This window comes from Anabaena sp. PCC 7938 (assembly GCF_049315035.1).
GTDB lineage: Bacteria > Cyanobacteriota > Cyanobacteriia > Cyanobacteriales > Nostocaceae > Anabaena > Anabaena cylindrica.
This window is the reverse complement of the sequence record NZ_CP186034.1, coordinates 817,360-838,798: the sequence shown is the minus strand read 5'-3', so window position 1 is coordinate 838,798 and position 21,439 is coordinate 817,360. Positions and strand designations below refer to the sequence as shown.

Below are 21,439 nucleotides of genomic sequence, written 5' to 3'. Positions count from 1 at the left end.
ATTTTGCAGTAAGCTCCTAAGTGAATTGTAGTGTGACTTCAGAGGACTTTTTACTATGTCAAGTTCATTTTTGCCCTCTATCCTGGCCTATTCTTCATTCTTGCCTTCTATTTTCGTACCTCTGACTGGTCTAGTTTTACCAGCAGTAGTCTTCGCATTTTTCTTTTCATATATTGAAAGTGAAGATATCTCCTAATTAGGAACTGGGGATTGGGGACTGGGGAAATAGGGAAGTCATTTTTCCAATTACCCATTACCAATTACCCATTACTAATTTATACTTGAAAAACCGCCTATCTCAATGAGAAGGGCGGTTTTTTGATGTCGGTTTTTAACCAAAAATTCGGTTAAGGTTCACATTAGAGTGAAGAACCGATTCCGGCGTAGGCTCCATAAAAGAAAATACCTACAACAGTAATGACACCTAAACCTGCGATCGTAGCGACGACCCACAGGGGAATTCTTCCACTTCCTGACACAGTTTTCTCCTCCCTTACAAAAGTCAACAGAATTTAGCAGCCACAGATCCAGTTAGTTAAAGAAGTAACTGGAAAACAGAATTCCTAGAACGAAAATCAATAGCAGTCCTAGATACAGAGAGGTACGGTTTAATTCAACCGGTTGTTGATTAGGATTAGGGGATCTTTCCATAAGTTGCTCCTAGCGTTGAATAAACTGCATTGCGGCGATCGCTCCCAAGAAGAAGACAGTTGGCACACCTAGGGTGTGAACTGCAAGCCATCTGACCGTAAAAATTGGATAGGTAACTGGTTGATTGATGTTATTGCCGCTAGTCATGATTTCAAATTACTTTCCGATAAATGTTTCTACTTGCTTTTTAGCTTCATAACGGTCGCTAACGATTGGCACTTCTTGCCGTACCTGTGTGAAATAATCGTTGGGACGGGGTGTGCCAAACACATCATAAGCCAGTCCAGTGCTGACAAATAACCAACCAGCAACGAATAAAGCTGGAATGGTGATGCTGTGGATTACCCAGTAACGAATGCTGGTGATAATATCCGAAAACGGACGTTCTCCGGTGGTACCTGACATTTAGATCACTACCTTCTCAAAAACTACTATTGAGTTTATTATCCTACAAAGTTTAAAAAGAGTTACAACTTGCAACGTTCTTCTCAGAAATCTCTTCGGACTGAGTGCTGAGTACCGAGTACCGAGTGCTGAGGAATCTGAGAATATTGCCTTTTTTACTCATTACTCGCTACTCAATACTATTTAAGCTGCATTGGGGTTGTATTTGAGCAAAACACCGTGATCACCGATCACAAAGCCTTGTTCAGGATTGAAAAACACAATCTTATACAAGTTACCTGCAACTCCTTCTACTTCGCGGTCTTTTTCCCAGGTTTTGCCACTATCGGTACTGCGTAGTAGATTACCGCTACCACCACCAATCCAAATTTCAGTGGGTGTGCGATATGCCAAATCTAGTAAACCCCAGCTAGTGGTTAACTCTGGATATTGTACATCTAGCCATTCATCTGGTTTAGTCAAATCACTAAATTGAACTTGACCACCTCGTGCTAATAACCATAATTGGCCATTATCAGCAAAGCCCATATTTTCTACTCGTCTAGAACTGAGACGGTTATGGGGTTCCCAAGCTGCTTGTCCTGGTTCCCAGACTGAGTAAAAACTGCCTTTAGCCGAAACAGCAATATACTTACCATCAGGCGATCGCTCTAAGTTACGCACCACACCAACGGCTGCTTCAACTTGAGCTTTCCAGTTTTTACCACCATCTGTAGTTTGATAGATAGCACCGACATCAGTAGCCATTTCTGCTGTATTTTCAGCCAAGGCTGCGATCGTGATTGGGCTACCTGGTAACTTTTCGGTTAAAGGAATACGTGACCAAGACTTGCCTTCATCCGTAGTATGTAGCAACAGCGAAGGCTCTCCGGCAATCCAGCCTTCATTACCACTAAAACTGACTGAGTTAAAGCGATACCTTTCATCATCCAGTTCCAGTTTGAGCGGCTGCCAAGTATCTCCACCATTATTAGTTTCCAATAAAGTGGCACTACTACCGACTAAATAACCATGCTGGGGATTACCAGTAAAGCCAATATCCAACAGTTTCGCTTCTGTTGGCACATTAATAACTTGCCAGGGATTATTGCTGATTGAGGGAACTTTGCTACATCCTATACAGGCGAGGACTACCATGAATGCGGCAAATATTCGTTGCCAACTTCTCACAATTGAATGCATCAGTATTTCTTAGTGTTTTCTAAATTTTTGTAGGATGTCTATAAAAACCGGGTCTTATTGTAAGCCGTAAAGACTAATAAAAAACAAGAATCCAAGCGCCAAAGCACCGAAAATCAAAATGTTCTTTTGGGTTGGTGTCAGTGTATTAACGCCTAAACCGTAACCTAAATTTTCTTTGAAACCAGATGCTGTACCCGCAGGCCCAATGTTAGCGAAAGCTACCTTTTTGGCATTACAAACTGGACAGCGCCAATTTGTAGGTAGTTCTGCAAACAGTATGCCAGCGGTAATATCATTTTTGTCGTCTCCTTTTTCCGGTTCATAAACGTAACCGCAAGAGCGACACTCGTATCTATCTAACACTGGAGTTTCAATAGCTTCTTCAGCTTGTTCGCTCATGGCTATAGCCTCCCAGAGGGAAATCTTAAATATACGTTACAAATTATGACATATTTGTTAGGCTTTTCTCTCGCCTACTAATTTGATATGTCTACTCTCATTCACGATCGCGTTGAAGCAGCACCTAAAGCGATAACAAACAAGATAAAATCACCTTGATCTTCAATGATGAACTGGGGTGGGATGATGGAATTGTTGCGATCGCTCACTATTTCCGATTTAGAACCGTTTATAGCTGAACCGACACAGCTTAATGGTCAATCTATTGCCTTACAACTAGCAGTGGCCAGTTATTCCCCAACCCCACGCCCCTTGCTAGAAGTCTTAGTTAATAGTCCCCATGCGATCGTTTCCGAAGCCGCACAATTGCACATCAACTGGGCAGGAGAAATCAGTGAAGATGGGCAGAATGCCGTTGAGGAAGTCTTAGAATCGCGCTATTTGGGGCAAAATGACAAATTAGCAGTCGAACTACTCAAAATCGCCCCTGTTCCCCCCTGCTTCCTCAGCGAGTGGGTTCCTAACCGATATCTCATTCAAGCCCTCAGCAACCCTTATTTACCGCCACGATATCACTTCAAGTTGCTGGAACGGTTAGCAAAAGAACCTAGCCTAGAACCACGTTTACAAGTCGCAGAAGATCCTCAAACCCCGTTGACGTTATTAGAATCCTTAGCGGGAGATTTGGAGTTAGCTATTCGTCTCTCTGTGTCATATAATCCCAGTTGTCCGCCGGAGTTAGTGCGCTTAGTACAAGAACAGCATGAGATAGCGAGTGATTTCGATACTGATGCAGAACAGTTAGCAAATTTAGCACAAAGTCGTTGGGATTGCATACGTTTAGCGGTAGCAAAAAATCCCTCAACTTCTCAAGAAACCCTGTTGACTTTGGCAGCGGATAAAGTCTTGAAAATTCGGTTGGCTGTGGCGAAAAATTCCGTTACTTCAGCCAAGATTTTGGCAGTATTAGCAGCATCTGATCAGGAGATTCAATCTGTGGTGGCGGCACATGAAAATGTTACTGAAGAGATTTTACATTGTTTGTTTACGACACAACAGGGAATTATTAAAAATCGTGCTAATTTACCAGTAAGTATTTTAGAGCGGGTTTTTAATCAAGTAGAAACAAGCAAGAATCATCGTGATTTATTTTTCCGGCAACCGAATACACCCACTTGGATTTTAGAACGATTTGCAGATGTAGATGTGGAAGCTATGAGACAAGAAAAAGCTGCACGTCGTCCTCATAAACCAGAATTAATAGAGACATGGACGGCAGAGGCTTTAGACTTTCTGGTAGATATTGCGAAGCATCCCCAAGTTTCTGAAGAGATTTTAGAAAAGTTCGCACAGTATCCTAATGAAAATGTGCGGTTGGCTGTGGCTCAAAATACTAAAGCAACTGAAAAACGGAGATTGCAATTATTATTAGTAGATTTAGTTATTAATTCAAGCCGTCGTATTAAAGTTAAGATTGCAGAAGATGCTAACACTCCGATCGCAATTTTGGAACAATTAGCAGCAGGAGTATTATTTTCGTTCCGCCAAAAAATTTTAGAAATCAGTCAACCCATTCCCAATTTTTCTCTTCCTCTTCTTGATACGTTTCTTGATAAATTTATTGAATTTTGCAACCGCTATTACTCGCCAGAGCAAATTCTATATTGGCTCAGAGACGAGGAAGGGAGACGAGTTCCGATCTTACGAGATTGGGATGAATTAATCAATACTCTTGATGAACAACAAAAGCAGCAAGTTACAGCAATTGGTGGCGCAATACTACCTGCAATTGGTTTAAATGGCGATGTTCATTTTCTAGATCGTATATGGCTTAAAGGTAGTCCTTTTGATACAGAAGCAAAAATTTCGCCTAATTATCTGCTTTATGGTTTGCTATTAACCATAGGAATATCAGATAGTAGTGATTGGTCAGAAGCAGTTGTTGTTGCTTTGCTTGGTAATCCTTCTGTACCTAATGATTTGCGCGATCGCATCTGGCAAAAATACAGAAAAGAACCGGATCGTTACAATCGCCATTCTGATGATGCTTCACTGCGATTAGCGCTTGGTTATAATTCAGCGATTTCTGAACTAAAGCGACATGAATACATACAGCAAGCATTTTATTCTGAGCAGGGATACGGGGGAGCTATTGCTAAACATCCCGATACACCAGCAGTGATTTTAGAACAGATTGCTCAAAAAGGAGTCGGCGGATTACAGGAAATTGTTAAAAATCCCAATGCACCTGTTCATCTTCTTGAGCAAGCTGTTGAGAAAATCGAAAATTCTTATGGACTGTCTCACACCTTAATTGATGTTGCTCAAAATCCAAATACACCTATTGTTTTGTTAAAACAACTGGCTTTAACTAAAGGTAACAATGGAGTCGCTGAAGCTGTTCTAAAAAATCTTCATCTTGATCAATTAACTAAATATCAAATTCAACTAGAACTACAAAAAAGAGAAGAAACTTCACAAGCAAACCAACTTCTTGCCAATCGTCCTCACAGTTCCTATGCTTTAGCCCAAGTTCTTGAAACCGGAGATCAAAAAGCTAAAATTATCGCAGCCGGTAGCAAGAAGACTCCAATTACTATCCTTGAACAACTAGCAAAAGATAGTGATGCTACCATTCGTCAAGTTGTCTGTCAAAATCCTAACTTACCGCTTCCTATTCTCTTGAATCTCACTCAAGATGAGAATTTGAATGTGCGCTTGATTTTGGTGCGTAATCGTTCCAGTCAAATAGAAATTTTAAAACGATTAGCTCACGATGAATCAGAATTAGTTAGAGCAGAAATTGCAGGAAATAAAAACACTCCCGTAGAAATATTAACTCAACTCGCTCAAGATTCGAGCAGAAGAGTGTGGGAGAAACTAACTGGAAATCAGAATACACCTGTAGAAGTTCTCGAATTTTTAGGAGTAGAAAAGAAACTTGCTAATGCTTACAATCGTAAAACTCCAGGAAATGCCTTAGCAGCAGTAGTAGAGGACACTTTAAAAAGAGATAGTCGTACACAAGGGAAAGTGTTCGAGTATTTGCTCAGAAATCTGGAAGGCTCTCAAATGCCCGCCAGTACCCTCGAAAAATTATCAACAAACACAACTTCATGGATTAGATCGAACGTTGCCCATCATCGTAATACTCCATTGTCTGCATTAGAAAAAATGATAGATGATACTTATGAACCTGTTCTTTGGGGTATAGCCAGAAATCCTAATAGCTCACCACAATTGCTAGAGAAGTTGCTAAATAAACATGATGAAGAAGTTACTGGTGCAATGGTAGAAAGAAATGAGATCCCTGTTAATTTAATGGCAAGGTTGTTAGAAAATAAGTCCCAATATGTTCGTGAAGTTATAGCATTAAGTCACAATCTCCCTCCAGAATTGATGGCAAAAATAATTGCTACAGAACCAGAAGAACCTGTCTTAATTTCTCTTGCTCGTAACCCAAATCTAACATTAGAACTATTAACTCAATTTATCCAGCATTCTAATGCAAATGTGCGTATTGCTTTAGTCCGCCATCCCAACTTAACCGCAGCACATTGGCAACAATTAGCCCAAGATAGAGCATTACCAATCCGTGAAGCGGTTGCTGCTAGTGGGAATGTGCCGGCTCAGGTTTTAGAGCTTTTATCAACTGATGAAAAAGTAGAAGTGCGGCTGAAAGTAGCAAGAAATTCTCGGACTCCAGAAAGTGCATTAGTAGCTTTAACGCGAGATGAAGATTTAACCGTTCGTACTGCGGTGGCGACTAATCCTAACTTACCATCGCCTCAACTCGAACAACTTGCCCGTGATGAAAAAGTAGAAGTGCGTCGTGCTGTAGCTAAAAATCCTCACACCCCGGCTGCGCTGCGTGCTTCTTTGGAAGATTTAGTCAGTAACCCAACTGTACGCCAAACCCCAACCATTCCCACACTACGCGGTTTGAGCCGCATCTATAACCCCCAAACGGATGATTTAGAGACAGTATTATCGGAGTATGTAGAGTCCGATGTTCCTTTTGTGCGTTTGGTGGCATTGTTGCACCCTTTAACTGCTGCTGAAGTTTTGCAAAAGGGAGCGCAGTCAGTTTCTTGGCTGGAACGTTACGCAGTGGCTGATAATCCCGCGACACCAACAGAAATTAAACAACAGCTTACCGAAGATAGCAATCAAATTGTCAGAGCAGTGGCTAGAGCAAGTTTAAATTAATGATAAAAGGAGAAATAAATGAAACCTGAAACTGAGCAACGACTAGGGACGCTGGAAGTCCTTTTGGAAGAAGAAATACGCTATTCTCTTCCATGTCATGAAGATAGTGCAACTTTACAACCCTATGCTTGGGATGCAACTATAAAAGGTCAATTCACGCCCTTAAATCTAATCAAATCTGAAGGTTGGATCATAGAAACTGACCCAGAAGTTGCTTGTGAAAATTGGTTGTGGACAGAACAGAATGGTTTAGCATCGAGTCTTATTTATGTTTACCATAAAGATCCAGAAAAATTCCTACTAGATGAACCTAGTAAAAATAAAAGATATCAACAATATTTTAAGTTACTACGTTTATTAGCAGAGAGAATTAAGGATTTACAGGCTTTTTCTTTCAGCTATAACTCTCATTATTCCCTATCCGTTGTTGTGGGGAGAGTTCCTGATAGTAAACGCTGGATTTGTCTTTCTTCCACTGTTCCCCAAGAAACACCTAAATTTATTAATGAACTTATTCACTGTTCGCCATACAAAGAAGAAAAACAATTTAATTTAGAATTAGAAAAATTGTCAAAGATTGAGAGGAAAATTAATAACATTATTAAAGAGTTAGGCAATATCAGAATATATGGCTACTATGATGGTGGATATCATCATATTCATCATCATAGTATAGTTTTGGCATCAGGAGATAGTCAAGAAGAAGCAATTAAGAATGCTTTGTTAAAAGCTGGCTTAGTTGAAATTTATAAAGTTAAAAAATTTATGATTCAAGGAAATAGAGGTTGGGGCTTTTCTGTTCATGATAGAGATTTTGATAAAGATAATGTTAACAACTTAATCAAATTCCTACATACTATGTTTCCTAAATTGTTACTTTATCGCTTTTGTTTTTGGGATTACGAACATCTTTATATTTTAGGAGAAACAGACAATTCCCAACAGGATACTTCCGCTTCCTGCGTCGGAGTTGCTATTCACAGTCAGTTTACCTACAATCCTTAACTCTACCTTCTACAAGCAATTTTGATATAAGAGGAAGAATATAAAATGAACCCTGAAACAGAACAGACAATTGGAACTTTAGAGCTTTTAGTAGAACAACTACCCTATATTCGTTTACCAGGACATGAAGATGGCAATTATATTTATCCTTTTGTATGGGAGAGAAATACCCAAGGAGATTTTAATGTCTTGAATCTTTGTTTGTTTAAAAATTGGTTCAAATTGACTGATGCTGATGTGATCATAACAAGGTTGAAAGAGCTAAAGTATGCCAAGTGTTTTAATGATTTTTCTTTGAATCAAGAGCAAATTAAAGCTTGGGAAAATAAGATAGAGTTATTATGGCAAGTTATTTCTAATAATTTAGATAATCTAGAATCTTATCTTTTTACTGTAAGTTATTGGGATGAAGTTGACGTTCCTGTTCCTGGGATTATAGTTGGACAAACAAAAGATAAAAATTGGGTGGCGATCGCACCAACAGTTTATGTAGAAACAAATATTCCCCAAGAGGTGATTTCTCGCTCTTCTATTGATAAAACCTCAGTACCGGAGTTTTCAGAATTTGATAGTTCTAATCTAGAAACACAACTTAAAAAATGTGTTGAAGATTTAGGTTACATTTCTATGAGTGGTGATTTTGGTGGCGGTTACGGTTATTCATATACACATCAAATTGTTTATTCTCTAGCTACAAGTAAGGAGTTAGCGATGGAGCAGATTTTGCAAAAAGCAAGAATGCTAGAGATTGGTAAATTCAACGGTTTTTATAAAGATCGCGGATACTTTAATGAAAGGTTTCACAATTATGATCTTAATGAAGTTCACCAAAAATATAATCAAGTAAATCAAATGAATCAATTTTTTGAACAGAAGTTTGATCAATCTTTTATGTATCGCATTAGTTCTTGGACAGAAGAAAATATTTATATTGTTGGTGAGAGTAATGATGGAGACTATGTAGGACTTTATATCAAGAGTTCCTTTGTGTATAATCCTTGATTACTTCAGGGTATTTTATATTTTAGGAGAGACAGATGATTCCCAATAGGATAGTTCCCATTCACAGTTAATTTACTAGAACAAGCCCTTTCCAAGTGACTAACGGAAATACGTCATTTCATTACTATCATCTTGAATCTGCCGCTCATATTTTGGGTTTTTTGAAGATTGAAACAACCAATCTTCGTTCCAAATTTCAACACCCTAGCCAATATCTGATTCAAGCCCTCAGCAACCCCTATTTACTATTATGGACGGATCATTGCATCAACTAGGTGACGCAATCATTGATGCTACAAAGCAGCCTCCTTGTAATCGTTATCGCATTATTAATATATTGGGTGAAGGAAATAGCGGTATCACCTATGCAGCAGAAGACATAACGCAGCCTGGTGTGATCGTAGCAATAAAAGTTATCTCTTTTCAGCAAACACAAGACTGGAAAGTGTTGGAGTTATTTGAGCGCGAGGCTAAGGTACTAGAAAAACTCCAGCATCGAGGAATACCACGTTATCTCAATTATTTTCAGATCGATACTCAAAGCGATCGCCGATTTTACATTGTGCAAGAATTGGCGAAAGGGCAATCTTTCGCTGCATGGATAGAGCAGGGATGGCGTACTAATGAAATAGGCATCAAGCAAATTGCTCGGCAAATATTAGCGATTCTGGTTTATCTGCAACGGTTAGATCCGCAAGTGATTCATCGTGATATTAAACCGCAAAATATCATTCGTCATGAAGATGGCTCACTGTATTTAGTAGACTTTGGTGCAGTGCGAGATACTTACTACAGTACCTTCATGCGAGGTAGTACAGTTGTTGGGACTTATGGTTACATGGCTCCTGAACAGTTTCTTGGACAAGCAGTAACAGCAACAGACTTGTACGGATTGGGAGCAACACTACTATTTTTATTGACTCATCGATCGCCAGCAGAATTACCCCAGGACGGGTTATCTATAAATTTCCGCGATCATGTTCAAGTTTCCGATGCTTTTGCCGATTGGTTAGAGAAACTTTTAGAACCTGATGCTAAGGATCGCTTTCCTTCAGCTGAAGCAGCTTTATTAGCCTTAAGACAGCCAGCAAAAGTAGTTCAAGAAACAAGCCAACTCTCGTCCCAGACGGCTGTAATCGCCTTAATTATCGGCACATTTGCGGCAATTGGGCTAGGTAATGCTTTTAAATGGAAAGTCTGGAGTAGTTTTGGTCTAGCACCGCGCGATATTTGTGAAAATATCGGTATTGTCCAAAACTATCTTCAGCAAGGCGGAAACCCTAATCTTCGCATCAAGTATCGCCGCCAAGTGTTGAGTTGGCGTGGGGGTAGTCAATGGCCTTTATTATTTTGTGTCTATCCCCTTGCAAGTGCAGAACTACTGCTTCAGTATGGAGCTGATCCCAATACTGTAGAGTCAGGTGAACCAATTTTATATAAAGCAGCATTTGAGAACAACATTGATTTCATGAAATTGCTATTGAAATACGGTGCAAATCCCAATGGCAAACTTTATACAAAAAACACTAATGGACACTTGTACAAGGAAGAACCGATACTGAATCAAGTCATTTTGAACGGTCAACAGGAAGTTGCCGAATTTTTGATTAACAATGGTGCTGATATCAACGCCAAAGACAGCAATGGCAATACAGCATTAGATATAGCAACCATGCGTTATGAAGTCAAAATTGCTCTCATGCTCTTAGAAAAAGGTGCGATCGCTAACCGTGAGTCTGATTCTGAGCGCCTTCGTGATTGGCAGCAAGAACTCAACAACCGAAATAATAAATAGGGAGCAAGTATGAACACGTTACACAATTGCGGTGATGTGATTGCAGGACGCTATCAGATTCGCCATGTTTTAGGACATGGTGGGATGGGTATTACTTATGCGGCTTTTGATTTGCAAACTAATCAACTTGTGGCGATCAAAGTGCTTTCCCTACATCGCATCAAAGATTGGAAAGTGCTGGAATTATTTGAACGAGAAGCGAAAATTCTTGCTAATCTCAACCATCCGGGAATTCCACAATATTTGAATTACTTTGAAATAGAAACAGATGGCGATCGCGCTTTCTATCTGGTGCAAGAACTAGCCGTAGGACAATCTCTGTTTGAGCTAGTTAATCAAGACTGGAAACCAAGCGTTGATCAAGTCCAGGCGATCGCTGCTCAAGTGCTAGAAATTCTCGTGTATTTGCAGCAGTTAACTCCACCCGTAATTCATCGTGATATTAAACCACAAAATCTTATCCGTCAGGAGAATGGGCAGATTTTTCTGGTAGATTTTGGGGCAGTTCAAGATACCTATCACAATACTGTAACTGGTGGCAGTACAGTAGTGGGAACCTTTGGCTATATGGCTCCCGAACAATTTCGCGGACAGGCAGTGTTATCTACTGATTTGTATGGACTGGGAACAACGTTGTTATTTTTGCTCACAGGTAAATCAAGCGCAGATTTACCACACCATCAACTTACCATTGACTTTCATAGTGTTGTCCAATTGCCCAAACGCTTTGCTGCTTGGTTAGAGCGAATGATTGAACCAATCAGTACAGTAAGATTCCCTTCAGCTTCAGAGGCATTAGTTGTTTTGCAAGGAAAGCAACCACTCCCGCCGCGTGCAACTACCTACAAAAAACCCAAACAAAGCAAAATTCAATTAATCACCACAACTGACAAAATGATCGTTGATATTCCTTCCTCACTCCTCAATAGTCCTCAGAGTTTGTGGTTAGGTTTATCACCGATGTTTGGATGTGTCTTTATCTTTTGGATTGTTAATGCTTTTATTGTTGAGGTGCTAGAAACCCAAATATGATTTTTACTTTGGAGGGGAGCTAATATTCCGCCTTGTTGTTTTGATCGGCTTTGTCCCCTTAGCTTTAGGTATTTACCTTAATGCGGCTCAAAGTTTGCTATTTAGCAGTGCCTTTCGTACTCGGATTGAGATTCAGCCTTGCTGGAGGATTCAAAAGATATACTCTTTAGGATTTTTTACTTTGCAACTACTACCAATTAGAAGAAATGCAAAACTCCAGGCCAGCTTGATTCCTATGCAGCACCAGTTTTTTATAGTGAAAAACCTCAACTCGTTTTTTACTTTAGCGATCGCCTCAACAAATATCAAGCTTGGACTGTTTTTGAGTGATCACGAGAAAGCATGGTTAGTGAATGAAATTAACGCTTTTGCAGAGCGCCATAATTATAATTGACAATGACAGTATCAGAGGATGGGGCTAATTATCCCTCTTCTATTAATTTCCAAAAATATTTGTAATTTCTAAATTCCAGAGCTTTTTACTGCGTCGGAATTGCTATTCAAAGTCAATGTACCTACAATCCTTAATACTGATTTCGACTTGCTTCCCATCCCAGAATCATCGTTTTACGTTCTAATCCCCACCGATAACCGCCCATTTCACCAGATTCTCGAATTACCCGATGACAGGGAATTAAGTAAGCAACTGGATTACTCCCTAGTGCGTTACCTACGGCTCTAGCAGCACTTGGACGACCCATTGATGCGGCTAAACCTTGATAGGTGGTAATCCCTCCCCAGGGAAGTCTCAGTAGCGATCGCCAAACTTGAATCTGGAAGTTAGTCCCTTTCACGTTCAGAACTAAAGGAATACTATTTTCTGCAACTGGCTGGAAAATGCGATCGCTAGTTTCTCTTGTTACTTGCTGATCATGAATGATTTCCGCATTTTTCCATTCTGTACGCAGGTTATTTTCAGCAGTTTCTTCATCCCCTGCATTGAGGAAATGAAGATTGCAGATGCCACGCGCTGTTGTAGCAATGAGACAATCACCAAAAGGGGTTTCATGAATTCCATAGCAAATCTTCAACCCAGCACCCCCAGACTTAAATTCACCAGGTGACATGGCTTCTAGCGTCACAAATAGGTCGTGTAAACGTCCTGGACTTGATAACCCCACATCCATCGTCAGATTTAAAAGGCTCTTAGTCTCAGTAATTTTTGATTTTGCGTACTCAACCGTGAGATATTGCCAGAAACGCTTGGGACTGATTCCTGCCCATTTTGTAAATAATCGCTGAAAGTGATACTCGCTCAGATGTACGTGTTGGGCGACAGTTTCCAAGTCAGGCTGGTGCAGATAATTTTTTTGCATAAATGCGATCGCTCTCGCAATGCATTCATAGGTTTCTCTATTGTAACTATTAGTAGCTTCTATCAAGGAATTCATATTGTTAATATATTCTACCCATTCCTCAATTTAGGGACTTACGGCGCTTCAATACCACCCATTTCTTGCTATTCATAGAAACTGTATGAGCATTTTTAGACAAATTGCCAATTACAGCAGATTGCAGATCAATGGGTACAGAATCTAAATTGAAACCTAAGCACCAAGCCAGTTTTACTCCTGACTCCTGACTCCTGACTCCTGAATTCTGCTGTAAATCAACACCCTACCCTCAGTGTGTCTAATTCCACGATTTCAGAAAGCCTGGAAAGATATAATAATGTAAGAGAAAATCATCCATTTCAATTGCACCATCAGCGGTAGATATCCATTGTGTTTGTCCTTAGCGGTTACGAATACCTTCTAGGCTTCTTCCTCCTTTGTAGCCTAGTACCAGCCCTGGCGCTCTCAGCGTCCAAGCTTCTCAGACCTAGTAGTTTCAGCCCAGAACGGCGCACCACTTATGAATCCGGCATGGAACCCATTGGCGGAGCCTGGATTCAATTCAACATTCGCTACTATATGTTTGCGCTGGTTTTTGTAGTTTTTGACGTGGAAACTGTATTTTTGTATCCTTGGGCAGTTGCTTTCCACCGTTTAGGTTTATTGGCGTTTATTGAAGCGTTAGTTTTTATCGCGATTCTCGTAATCGCCTTAGTTTACGCATGGCGTAAAGGAGCTTTGGAATGGTCTTAGATTCTAACATAATCACCCAGGACAAAGAGCGCATCATCAACCCGGTTGAGCGTCCTACAGTTACTCAAGAACTGTCAGAAAACGTGATTTTAACCACGGTTGATGACCTCTACAATTGGGCGCGACTTTCTAGTTTGTGGCCTTTGCTGTTTGGTACAGCTTGCTGCTTCATTGAATTTGCAGCTTTAATTGGCTCTCGATTTGACTTTGACCGTTTTGGTCTAATTCCCCGTTCTAGCCCCCGGCAAGCTGATTTAATTATCACTGCTGGTACAATTACCATGAAGATGGCTCCTCAATTGGTGCGTCTTTATGAACAAATGCCCGAACCCAAGTATGTAATTGCTATGGGTGCTTGTACAATTACTGGCGGAATGTTCAGCGTTGACTCTCCTAGTGCTGTGCGCGGAGTTGATAAGCTGATTCCGGTGGATGTGTATTTACCTGGTTGTCCTCCCCGTCCTGAAGCGATTATTGATGCAATTATTAAGTTGCGGAAAAAAATTGCTAATGATTCCATGCAAGAACGGGGTCAAATTAAACAAACTCACCGTTACTACAGCACGACTCATAACTTGAAACCAGTACCAGAAATTTTAACTGGTAAGTATATGCAGTCAGATACCCGCTTTACTCCACCGAAGGAATTGACGGAAGCAATGGGTATGCCCATACCACCTGCGCTACTGACAACAAAAACAAAGGAGGCGGAAAAGCGTGGCTGAAGAAGAATCTAAATTAGTTCCTGCGGCTGAAGAAGCTATAGTTCCAGCAGGTGAGGTTTCCCAGTGGTTGACAGAAAATGGTTTTGACCATGAATCTTTAGCCCCAGATGTGAATGGGGTGGAGATTATTAAGGTAGCACCTGATTTTTTGCTTCCTACCGCTACAGCTTTGTACGCCTACGGGTTTAATTATCTCCAGTTTCAAGGAGGTATTGACTTGGGGCCAGGACAAGATTTAGTCAGTGTCTATCATTTGGTAAAAGTAAGTGATAATGCTGATAAGCCTACTGAAGTCCGAGTGAAAGTGTTCTTACCTAGAGAAAATCCCTCTGTGCCTTCGGTGTACTGGATTTGGAAGACTGCGGACTGGCAAGAGCGTGAGTCTTACGATATGCTTGGCATTATCTATGAAGGTCATCCTAATTTGAAGCGGATTTTGATGCCGGAAGATTGGGTAGGTTGGCCTTTGCGTAAGGATTACATCTCGCCTGATTTCTATGAGTTGCAAGATGCTTATTAGCTAGTGCTGAGTTTTAATCTGTGATTTACCCCTTTCCGGTGGCGGAGAGGGGTATTGTTTTTAACGCAGAGGAACGCGGAGGTAAGCGCAGAGGTTCGCGGAGGAGTAAATACTGCTTTTGTGGTGAGAGAATCGAAATATTGATCATTAACTTGAGAGACTTTATAAACTATGGCTGAATTACCCAAAACCCTAGAAGATGCGATCGCACAATCCCGTGAAGCTGTAAAATCGGCTTTAGCTGATGGTATGACTCGCATTCAAGTTGATTTTCTGTTTCCCGAACTCAAATTTATGCCCATTGCAGAACAGTTTATACCTCTGTTCGCTGAATATGAATCCCGGCTGAAAATCTTTTTTGCAGATGCTGGTGCAGCTGCTTTAGCCCGTCGAGATTGGGCAGATTCACCATTTAAAGTTGAAGATATCGGTACAGGTAGAACTGCATCTTTAGAAACTAAAATTCAGCCAGAAGATGAAATTTTTCTCTTTATCGCTCCCACTTCTGTAGAAGTGCCACAATTAGAAAAACTCTGTGAAATCATAGGCACACGTCCATTTATTTTATTAAACCCCCGGTTAGAAGATTCCGGTGTGGTAGGTATCGGTTATGCGGCTAGAGAAACTCGCAGACGTTTTATTAGCACCATTGAATCTTGTTATTATTTGCGTCCCGTTGATGATGAATCTGCCCTTTTTCGCTGCTACCCTGGAGATTGGGAAGTATGGCTAGAAACCAACGACGAATATCAAAAAATTGCTGAATTACCTAAACGTCCCTCTGGTGATGAAATAGATGTAATTCTCATGAAAGGACAAACGCAAACTACCACCGACGGAACACCCGCAAAAAAACCCAGTGTATTCAAGAGTTTGCAACGGTTTATTAAGGCGTTGAGTAGTTAAATTCAGTGGAAATAGTAGAGATGTTTCATAAAACGTCTCTACTGCAAAAGGTGTATTTAATGTTATGGGATTTATACTATAAACAGGAGAAATAGGCAGTATGTCTGGCAATGGGTTCTTGTCAATTATTATGCTATTTAATACAAAAATTCAAGACGAAAAACCCAGTTAATGGACAAAACACCAATTACTCTTTATAGACAAGGTAATTCTAATTCCCCCAGAATGGATAATGTTCGCCCTGATAAGGATATTGCTTGCTATGATCAAGATGGTCAAGTGTGGATTAGGACTACTTTAGCAGATGGTAAATCACCAGGAGGAATATCAACATTTGCTAATCCAGGCTATGGTAAAAATTGGTGGCAGTTAGAAGCAGGAACAGAAATACCAGAACAAATAGAATTAGTTAATGACTATGATCATCATTGGCTGTGGAAACCCATTAAGAATATGCCATTGGAGGATTATAAAGCAGCATTGCAAAAGATAGGCACATACTTCTCTAAAGTTAATGAGTAATAGTTACAGTCATCACTGGAAGGAATTACCTATGAATTTATCTTTCAAAGACATGAAATTTATGATCGAAGCTGTTGATAATTTGATTGAAAAATACCAACAAAGAATCAATGAAATTGAAGACTTAGATGAATATGAAGATGAAGTTTCTGATTTAGGAAATGATATCATGTTTTTATCATCACTTCGCAAAAAAATAGATGAAAGTTTAAACAATAGTCTTACTCCGCAAGCAAATACTTCCAGTTTCAGAGAATTGTTCAACAGTAGTTTAAAAAATACAAAAGTCAAAGTAATAACCATTACTTCCACTTTGACAAATTTTTTAGCAGCAGGAGAAAAAAATCCATAAAAATCACCGGAATATCCACCCCAAAAACCCCAGAACCAACAACAAAGGCATCAACCAATCACCCCAACGCACATATAAAGTCTGCGTCTGACGACGATAAATAGTTTCTGCGTGGGTTTCGTAAGTGTTATATCCCGATTTCCACAAAGTTCTGCCATGAGGATCAACAAAAGCCGAATATCCTGTATTTGTTGCCCTGACAGCCCATCTATCGGTTTCTATTGCCCGCATGATATCCTGGGCATGATGTTGGTCTGACATAGCAGACGTGTAATGGGCATCATTAGAAGAACTGAGGATAAATTGCCCACCATTAAAAGCTTGACGACGAAAAATTTCTGGAAAGGCTGATTCATAACAAATCCCTACAATTGCCCTGCCAAAGGGAGTATCAAAAACTTGATTTGGTAAACCATGAACTTGATGTTCATCTAATGGTGATAAACGTTGCACAAGCGCCCCTAAAATTTGTTCAAAAGGAATATATTCTCCCAAAGGAACTAATTTAGATTTATCGTAACGGCTGGTAACTTCTCCATTCCCAACAACGGTAAATAAACTATTTGTATAGCTTTTACCTCGTTTTCCAAAAGCACCTATCCAAGCAACCACACCTTTTTCTCGTATTGCTGCAACCAAAGGTGTATTACTGAAATTGCTTTCATATGTAGGTAACGCACCTTCTGGGGTGAGAACTCCGTCAACACCCTGATTTGCTAATTCTAAATATCCCTCAGTATAACCTGTAATCGCACGATTAAATCCCTCAGGAAGTAATTTAATTTTATTAGGAATATTACCTTGAATAACACCGATTTTTAAATTTGTATCTACAGTTTGAGTGAGAGGTTGAGTATAAAAAATAAAGCCGATCATATGAGAAATTATAAATATTGTAATCGCCAAGATTAAGTAAAAATTAACTCTTCTTTCTTCCTCTGCGCCTCTGCGTGACGGACACTTTGCACAAGTCGGGAGACCCGCCCATGCAAGTGTCCTCCTCTGCGTGCAAAAATAAATCCAAGCTTCCGCAACCAACCCATTAACAGCCACAATCACAGCCGTGACAGTGCTAGTACCAGACAATTGACCCAAATGTAAAATTAGCAGATTGTGTGGTGACTGAGTATAAGCCAGAGAACTCCACCACAAAGGACTTGCACTCCAAAGACTTTCTAAGGCGCACCATAAAGCCGTACCAACCAATACACGCAACCACGGTTTTTGTAGTTCTAACCGCACCATCAAAGCTGCCCAAAGAGAGACTAATATTCCTCCCCAGAGGCTAATAAATGACCAACAAAAAAAAGTGATTGCTAAACCTGGTAAGGGGGGAACACCCAACCAATCCATAGGATAGATGCCGGTGATCCAGGATAGGGCAAATCCATGATATGCGATCGCCCAAATAAAGGCAGGGGGCAGGGGGCAGGGGGCAGGAGGACTTGTGTTTTTAGTATATTTAACAACTATTACCCAGAGGGGTGCAAGGGCAACCCAGGCGAAAACCCAAGCACCGACGGGGGCGACTGTCACCCCCATCAACAGCCCGCTGATCAAGGATAAAGTGTAAAGGTGGAAGGATGAAAACAGCTTTTTTTCCAAGGACTTCATACTTTATCTTTTATCGTTATTCAGCTGCTTCTAACTCATCATTTTCGCCATTTTCGGCAGTTTCGCCAGTTTCGCCAATTTCAGCAGTTTCACCCGTATCTGCTGGAACAATCGCTACTCCGGTAATAGCATCATCTTCGTCTAAGCGCTGCACTCTCACCCCAGTAGCTGAACGTGATTGTACGGAAATGGCATTCACAGCTTGACGAATAATGATGCCGCGATTTGTTACCATCATGATTTCTTCGTCGTTGTTGACAATATGCAAAGTTGCTAATTTGTCTTTGGTTTTGCGGTTTTTGAATTTGGTGGCCATTAAACCTTGACCGGCACGATTTTGGAGTCGGAATTGTCCAACTGGGACGCGCTTTCCATATCCTCCCATCGTAATTACTAACACCCAAGGGCCAGTACTGTTGTTGGGTACTTCTGCGGTTTCTTCGGTTTCAATGATTTCTTCGGTTTCGGTAATTATTTCTTCGGTTTCGATGATTTCCTCGATTTCCGCTTCTGTTTCTGTATTCAAAGTTTCGAGAACTGCGGCCGGAAGAATATCCATTCCCACTAATTCATCGCCTTTTTTGAGTTTCATGGATTTTACGCCACGAGTCGCCCTACCGAGGGGACGCAGTTGTTCTTGGGTGCAGCGGAAGTGAATAGCCATGCCGTTACGGGAACCAATAATGACGCTATCTTCTACTTTTGCCCTCCGTACCCAGCGTAGTTGGTCGCCTTCTTCTAAGGATATGGCAATTAAACCGTTGGCGCGAATGTGACTAAATGCGGCCAATGAGGTTTTTTTGATGTTACCGCCTTTGGTGAGCATGACTAAATATTCATCGTCTCTAAATTCGTCTACAGGAACGATAGAGGTGATTTTTTCTTCTTTGGGGATGGGTAACATCTGGACGATGGGTGTACCGCGACTGGTACGAGAACCAAGGGGGATTTGATAGGTTCTCATTGAGTAGACGACACCGCGATCGCTAAAAAATAGTACGCTATCGTGGTCGCAGCAAGTGAAAAAATGCTCAATGGTGTCATCTTCTTTGACTTTAGCCCCGGCTTTGCCTCTGGTAGCACGGCTTTGGGCTTCAAAGGTACTCACGGGCATCCGTTTGATGTAGCCTTGTTTGGTGATCAGAATCAGGACTTTTTCATTAGCGATGAGGTCAAGATCATCTAGATCACCTTCACCGTGGGTAATGAGTGTGCGTCGGGGTGTAGCGAAGCTAGTTTTGATTTGACTAATTTCGGTTTCAATAATTTCTAACACCCGTTCCCTTCTGTCCAAAATATCCTGCAAGTCGGCAATGACGTTTTGTAATTCTTCGTGTTCCAGACGAATTTTATCGGCTTCTAAGGCTGTTAATCGTCGCAATTGCATTTGCAAAATTGCATCTGCTTGTACTTCTGAAAGTCCATAGGTTGTGATTAACTCCCCTTTGGCTGTGGGTGCATCTGGTGCATGGCGAATTAAGATAATAATTGCATCTAAATGTGATAAGGCAATTAATAAACCTTGTAAAAGATGATCTCGTTCTTCCGCTTTTCGTAGTTGGTAACGAGTACGTCTGTTAATGGTTTCAATGCGGAAATCGAGGAAGACTGTTAAGAAGTCTTTGATGGTGAGGATTTGGGGTTCACCATTCACCAATGCCAACATATTCGCGCCAAAGTTGGCTTGCAGTGGGGTTTGTTTGTAAAGGTTATTTAAAACAACACGGGGATAAGCATCGCGTTTTAATTCTATGACGATTCGCATCCCATCGCGATCGCTCTCATCCCGAATATCAGAAATTCCATCAATGCGCTTATCGTTCACCAACTCGGCAATTTTTTCAATCAATGCCGCTTTGTTGGTTTGGTAAGGCAATTCTGTGATGATAATTGCTTCTTTCTCTGGCCTACCCCGTTGTTCAATAGTTTCAATATTGGCAACGCCGCGCATGGTAATAGAACCGCGCCCAGTGGTGTAAGCTTCTTTAATTGCTGCTGTTCCTAAAACCAGCGCCCCGGTTGGGAAGTCCGGCCCGTGGATGTACTGCATCAACTGAACTGGGGTGATTTCTGGATTGTGAATTAGTGCCACTAATCCATCAATCACTTCTCCTAAGTTGTGAGGAGGAATGTTTGTGGCCATTCCCACCGCAATCCCAGAAGAACCATTGAGTAGTAGTTGGGGGATACGTGAGGGTAAAACTGTCGGTTCTTGTTGGGAACCGTCAAAGTTATCGGCAAAATCTACTGTTTCCGATTCAATATCTTGCAATAATGCCGCGCTGGTTAGACCTTGCAAACGACATTCTGTGTACCGCATTGCCGCCGGCGGGTCATTATCTACCGAACCAAAGTTACCATGTCCGTTGATTAAAGGCGATCGCATCGAAAAATCCTGCGCCATCCGCACCAACGCATCATACACAGCCGTGTCACCGTGGGGGTGAAATTTACCTAAAACTTCCCCCACCACACGGGCGCTTTTCCGAAAAGGGCGATCTGGTAGCAAACCCAACTCGTGCATGGCGTAGAGAATGCGTCGATGCACAGGTTTTAGACCATCCCTAGCATCTGGCAGCGCCCGACCTACAATTACGCTCATGGCGTATTCCAGATAGGATCGCGACATTTCATTTCGCAAATCCGTCGGGATAATCCTCTCCTGTGAGGTTGTCATAAACTACAAAACTCCAAAAAATGCAGGTTTTAGCCTTTGTACTTGACAAAATACAAAATTATGTCAAATTAGTCTTGAATAATTGTCATATCTTGCTATAATTTTAACATATATCTATCCTGCTTTGTGGACAAAGTAGCTCTACAAAAATCTAATCCAATAGAAACTTAAAATTAAAATCTTCTATCAGATGTTCAAGGCAAATTGAGAAGTTAGAATACAAGAGTTTAAATTAATACTTTGATATTTTTTATTGATACATTAACTCGGATTTATTTATTCTGAAAGCTAATATTATTAGCCAAAAATAACCGCCGGAAATTAATAATATTAGGATTTACAGCGCATTGCAGATC

The 21,439-nt window shown here is 40.8% G+C and carries 22 protein-coding genes; 13 read left to right on the top strand and 9 right to left on the bottom strand.

The window, feature by feature from the left end; translation table 11 throughout:
- The first annotated feature begins 55 nt into the window (after nt 1–55).
- Entirely contained in the window at nt 56–196 is a 141-nt protein-coding gene (gene psaI / locus ACOWPH_RS04055; protein WP_081593674.1) for a photosystem I reaction center subunit VIII, read from the top strand.
- Nucleotides 197–359: 163 nt separating this feature from the next.
- Here psaI and ACOWPH_RS04050 read toward each other — a convergent pair whose 3' ends face one another.
- From ACOWPH_RS04050 to ACOWPH_RS04025, 6 genes are all read right to left on the bottom strand, one after another.
- Nucleotides 360–479, bottom strand: coding sequence for a photosystem II reaction center protein J (locus ACOWPH_RS04050; protein ID WP_013190555.1), 120 nt, complete (start codon nt 477–479; stop codon nt 360–362).
- A 52-nt stretch (nt 480–531) separates the two neighbouring features.
- A complete protein-coding gene (locus tag ACOWPH_RS04045; protein WP_081462709.1) occupies nt 532–651 on the bottom strand; it encodes a photosystem II reaction center protein L in 120 nt (39 codons plus the stop codon).
- Between the two features lie 9 nt (nt 652–660).
- Nucleotides 661–798 (bottom strand): cytochrome b559 subunit beta, encoded by a 138-nt coding sequence (gene psbF, locus ACOWPH_RS04040; RefSeq protein WP_015115279.1) that lies wholly within the window; start codon nt 796–798, stop codon nt 661–663.
- A gap of 9 nt (nt 799–807) precedes the next feature.
- Nucleotides 808–1,056, bottom strand: coding sequence for a cytochrome b559 subunit alpha (gene psbE, locus ACOWPH_RS04035; RefSeq protein WP_015214115.1), 249 nt, complete (start codon nt 1,054–1,056; stop codon nt 808–810).
- Nucleotides 1,057–1,239: 183 nt separating this feature from the next.
- A complete protein-coding gene (locus ACOWPH_RS04030) occupies nt 1,240–2,238 on the bottom strand; it encodes a photosynthesis system II assembly factor Ycf48 (RefSeq protein WP_015214114.1) in 999 nt (332 codons plus the stop codon).
- A gap of 54 nt (nt 2,239–2,292) precedes the next feature.
- Nucleotides 2,293–2,637, bottom strand: coding sequence for a rubredoxin (locus tag ACOWPH_RS04025; RefSeq protein WP_015214113.1), 345 nt, complete (start codon nt 2,635–2,637; stop codon nt 2,293–2,295).
- 165 nt (nt 2,638–2,802) lie between these two features.
- Here ACOWPH_RS04025 and ACOWPH_RS04020 point away from each other — a divergent pair, with 165 nt between their 5' ends.
- From ACOWPH_RS04020 to ACOWPH_RS03995, 6 genes are all read left to right on the top strand, one after another.
- Complete coding sequence (locus ACOWPH_RS04020) at nt 2,803–6,846, top strand: leucine rich repeat variant-containing protein (protein ID WP_015214112.1); 4,044 nt, start codon at nt 2,803–2,805, stop codon at nt 6,844–6,846.
- Nucleotides 6,847–6,864: 18 nt separating this feature from the next.
- Complete coding sequence (locus ACOWPH_RS04015; RefSeq protein WP_015214111.1) at nt 6,865–7,851, top strand: hypothetical protein; 987 nt, start codon at nt 6,865–6,867, stop codon at nt 7,849–7,851.
- 45 nt (nt 7,852–7,896) lie between these two features.
- Nucleotides 7,897–8,853 carry a nuclease A inhibitor family protein gene (locus ACOWPH_RS04010; protein ID WP_015214110.1) on the top strand — a complete coding sequence of 319 codons (957 nt, stop codon included), beginning with the start codon at nt 7,897–7,899 and terminating at the stop codon, nt 8,851–8,853.
- A 250-nt stretch (nt 8,854–9,103) separates the two neighbouring features.
- A complete protein-coding gene (locus ACOWPH_RS04005) occupies nt 9,104–10,648 on the top strand; it encodes a protein kinase domain-containing protein (protein ID WP_015214109.1) in 1,545 nt (514 codons plus the stop codon).
- Between the two features lie 9 nt (nt 10,649–10,657).
- Nucleotides 10,658–11,680 carry a serine/threonine protein kinase gene (locus tag ACOWPH_RS04000; protein WP_422665673.1) on the top strand — a complete coding sequence of 341 codons (1,023 nt, stop codon included), beginning with the start codon at nt 10,658–10,660 and terminating at the stop codon, nt 11,678–11,680.
- A gap of 181 nt (nt 11,681–11,861) precedes the next feature.
- Nucleotides 11,862–12,074 (top strand): hypothetical protein, encoded by a 213-nt coding sequence (locus ACOWPH_RS03995; protein WP_422665672.1) that lies wholly within the window; start codon nt 11,862–11,864, stop codon nt 12,072–12,074.
- Nucleotides 12,075–12,204: 130 nt separating this feature from the next.
- On the opposite strand, the gene ACOWPH_RS03990 is transcribed toward ACOWPH_RS03995, so the two are convergent.
- The gene (locus ACOWPH_RS03990) at nt 12,205–13,071 is read right to left on the bottom strand and encodes a methylated-DNA--[protein]-cysteine S-methyltransferase (protein ID WP_015214107.1); all 867 of its coding nucleotides are present in this window, start codon (nt 13,069–13,071) and stop codon (nt 12,205–12,207) included.
- A gap of 333 nt (nt 13,072–13,404) precedes the next feature.
- Here ACOWPH_RS03990 and ndhC point away from each other — a divergent pair, with 333 nt between their 5' ends.
- The 6 genes from ndhC (at nt 13,405) to ACOWPH_RS03960 (ending at nt 16,792) form a co-directional block, all read left to right on the top strand.
- Entirely contained in the window at nt 13,405–13,767 is a 363-nt protein-coding gene (gene ndhC / locus ACOWPH_RS03985) for a photosynthetic/respiratory NAD(P)H-quinone oxidoreductase subunit C (RefSeq protein WP_015214106.1), read from the top strand.
- The gene (gene ndhK / locus ACOWPH_RS03980; protein ID WP_015214105.1) at nt 13,758–14,492 is read left to right on the top strand and encodes a photosynthetic/respiratory NAD(P)H-quinone oxidoreductase subunit K; all 735 of its coding nucleotides are present in this window, start codon (nt 13,758–13,760) and stop codon (nt 14,490–14,492) included. Before ndhC ends, ndhK begins: the two co-directional genes overlap by 10 nt.
- Nucleotides 14,485–15,012, top strand: a complete 528-nt coding sequence (locus ACOWPH_RS03975) for an NAD(P)H-quinone oxidoreductase subunit J (RefSeq protein ID WP_015214104.1) — start codon at nt 14,485–14,487, stop codon at nt 15,010–15,012. The genes ndhK and ACOWPH_RS03975 overlap by 8 nt, the downstream gene beginning before the upstream one ends.
- A 171-nt stretch (nt 15,013–15,183) precedes the next feature.
- Nucleotides 15,184–15,918 carry a DUF1995 family protein gene (locus ACOWPH_RS03970; RefSeq protein WP_015214103.1) on the top strand — a complete coding sequence of 245 codons (735 nt, stop codon included), beginning with the start codon at nt 15,184–15,186 and terminating at the stop codon, nt 15,916–15,918.
- Between the two features lie 171 nt (nt 15,919–16,089).
- On the top strand, nt 16,090–16,440 hold the full coding sequence (locus ACOWPH_RS03965; protein WP_015214102.1) for a hypothetical protein: 351 nt from the start codon (nt 16,090–16,092) through the stop codon (nt 16,438–16,440).
- 31 nt (nt 16,441–16,471) lie between these two features.
- A complete protein-coding gene (locus ACOWPH_RS03960; protein ID WP_015214101.1) occupies nt 16,472–16,792 on the top strand; it encodes a hypothetical protein in 321 nt (106 codons plus the stop codon).
- A gap of 3 nt (nt 16,793–16,795) precedes the next feature.
- Here ACOWPH_RS03960 and lnt read toward each other — a convergent pair whose 3' ends face one another.
- A complete protein-coding gene (lnt, locus tag ACOWPH_RS03955; RefSeq protein ID WP_015214100.1) occupies nt 16,796–18,334 on the bottom strand; it encodes an apolipoprotein N-acyltransferase in 1,539 nt (512 codons plus the stop codon).
- A gap of 88 nt (nt 18,335–18,422) precedes the next feature.
- Nucleotides 18,423–21,083, bottom strand: coding sequence for a DNA gyrase subunit A (gene gyrA, locus ACOWPH_RS03950; RefSeq protein ID WP_015214099.1), 2,661 nt, complete (start codon nt 21,081–21,083; stop codon nt 18,423–18,425).
- Between the last annotated feature and the right edge of the window lie 356 nt (nt 21,084–21,439).

Coding starts and splice junctions, on each gene's coding strand:
- psbE (WP_015214115.1), bottom strand. CDS start 1,056: ATGTCAGGTACCACCGGAGAACGTCCGTTTTCGGATATTATCACCAGC.
- ACOWPH_RS03965 (WP_015214102.1), top strand. CDS start 16,090: ATGGACAAAACACCAATTACTCTTTATAGACAAGGTAATTCTAATTCC.
- psbF (WP_015115279.1), bottom strand. CDS start 798: ATGACTAGCGGCAATAACATCAATCAACCAGTTACCTATCCAATTTTT.
- ACOWPH_RS03970 (WP_015214103.1), top strand. CDS start 15,184: ATGGCTGAATTACCCAAAACCCTAGAAGATGCGATCGCACAATCCCGT.
- ACOWPH_RS04020 (WP_015214112.1), top strand. CDS start 2,803: ATGATGAACTGGGGTGGGATGATGGAATTGTTGCGATCGCTCACTATT.
- psaI (WP_081593674.1), top strand. CDS start 56: ATGTCAAGTTCATTTTTGCCCTCTATCCTGGCCTATTCTTCATTCTTG.
- ACOWPH_RS04025 (WP_015214113.1), bottom strand. CDS start 2,637: ATGAGCGAACAAGCTGAAGAAGCTATTGAAACTCCAGTGTTAGATAGA.
- gyrA (WP_015214099.1), bottom strand. CDS start 21,083: ATGACAACCTCACAGGAGAGGATTATCCCGACGGATTTGCGAAATGAA.
- ACOWPH_RS04005 (WP_015214109.1), top strand. CDS start 9,104: ATGGACGGATCATTGCATCAACTAGGTGACGCAATCATTGATGCTACA.
- ACOWPH_RS04010 (WP_015214110.1), top strand. CDS start 7,897: ATGAACCCTGAAACAGAACAGACAATTGGAACTTTAGAGCTTTTAGTA.
- lnt (WP_015214100.1), bottom strand. CDS start 18,334: ATGGGGGTGACAGTCGCCCCCGTCGGTGCTTGGGTTTTCGCCTGGGTT.
- ACOWPH_RS04015 (WP_015214111.1), top strand. CDS start 6,865: ATGAAACCTGAAACTGAGCAACGACTAGGGACGCTGGAAGTCCTTTTG.
- ACOWPH_RS04000 (WP_422665673.1), top strand. CDS start 10,658: ATGAACACGTTACACAATTGCGGTGATGTGATTGCAGGACGCTATCAG.
- ACOWPH_RS03990 (WP_015214107.1), bottom strand. CDS start 13,071: ATGAATTCCTTGATAGAAGCTACTAATAGTTACAATAGAGAAACCTAT.
- ACOWPH_RS04045 (WP_081462709.1), bottom strand. CDS start 651: ATGGAAAGATCCCCTAATCCTAATCAACAACCGGTTGAATTAAACCGT.
- ACOWPH_RS04030 (WP_015214114.1), bottom strand. CDS start 2,238: ATGCATTCAATTGTGAGAAGTTGGCAACGAATATTTGCCGCATTCATG.
- ACOWPH_RS03960 (WP_015214101.1), top strand. CDS start 16,472: ATGAATTTATCTTTCAAAGACATGAAATTTATGATCGAAGCTGTTGAT.
- ndhK (WP_015214105.1), top strand. CDS start 13,758: ATGGTCTTAGATTCTAACATAATCACCCAGGACAAAGAGCGCATCATC.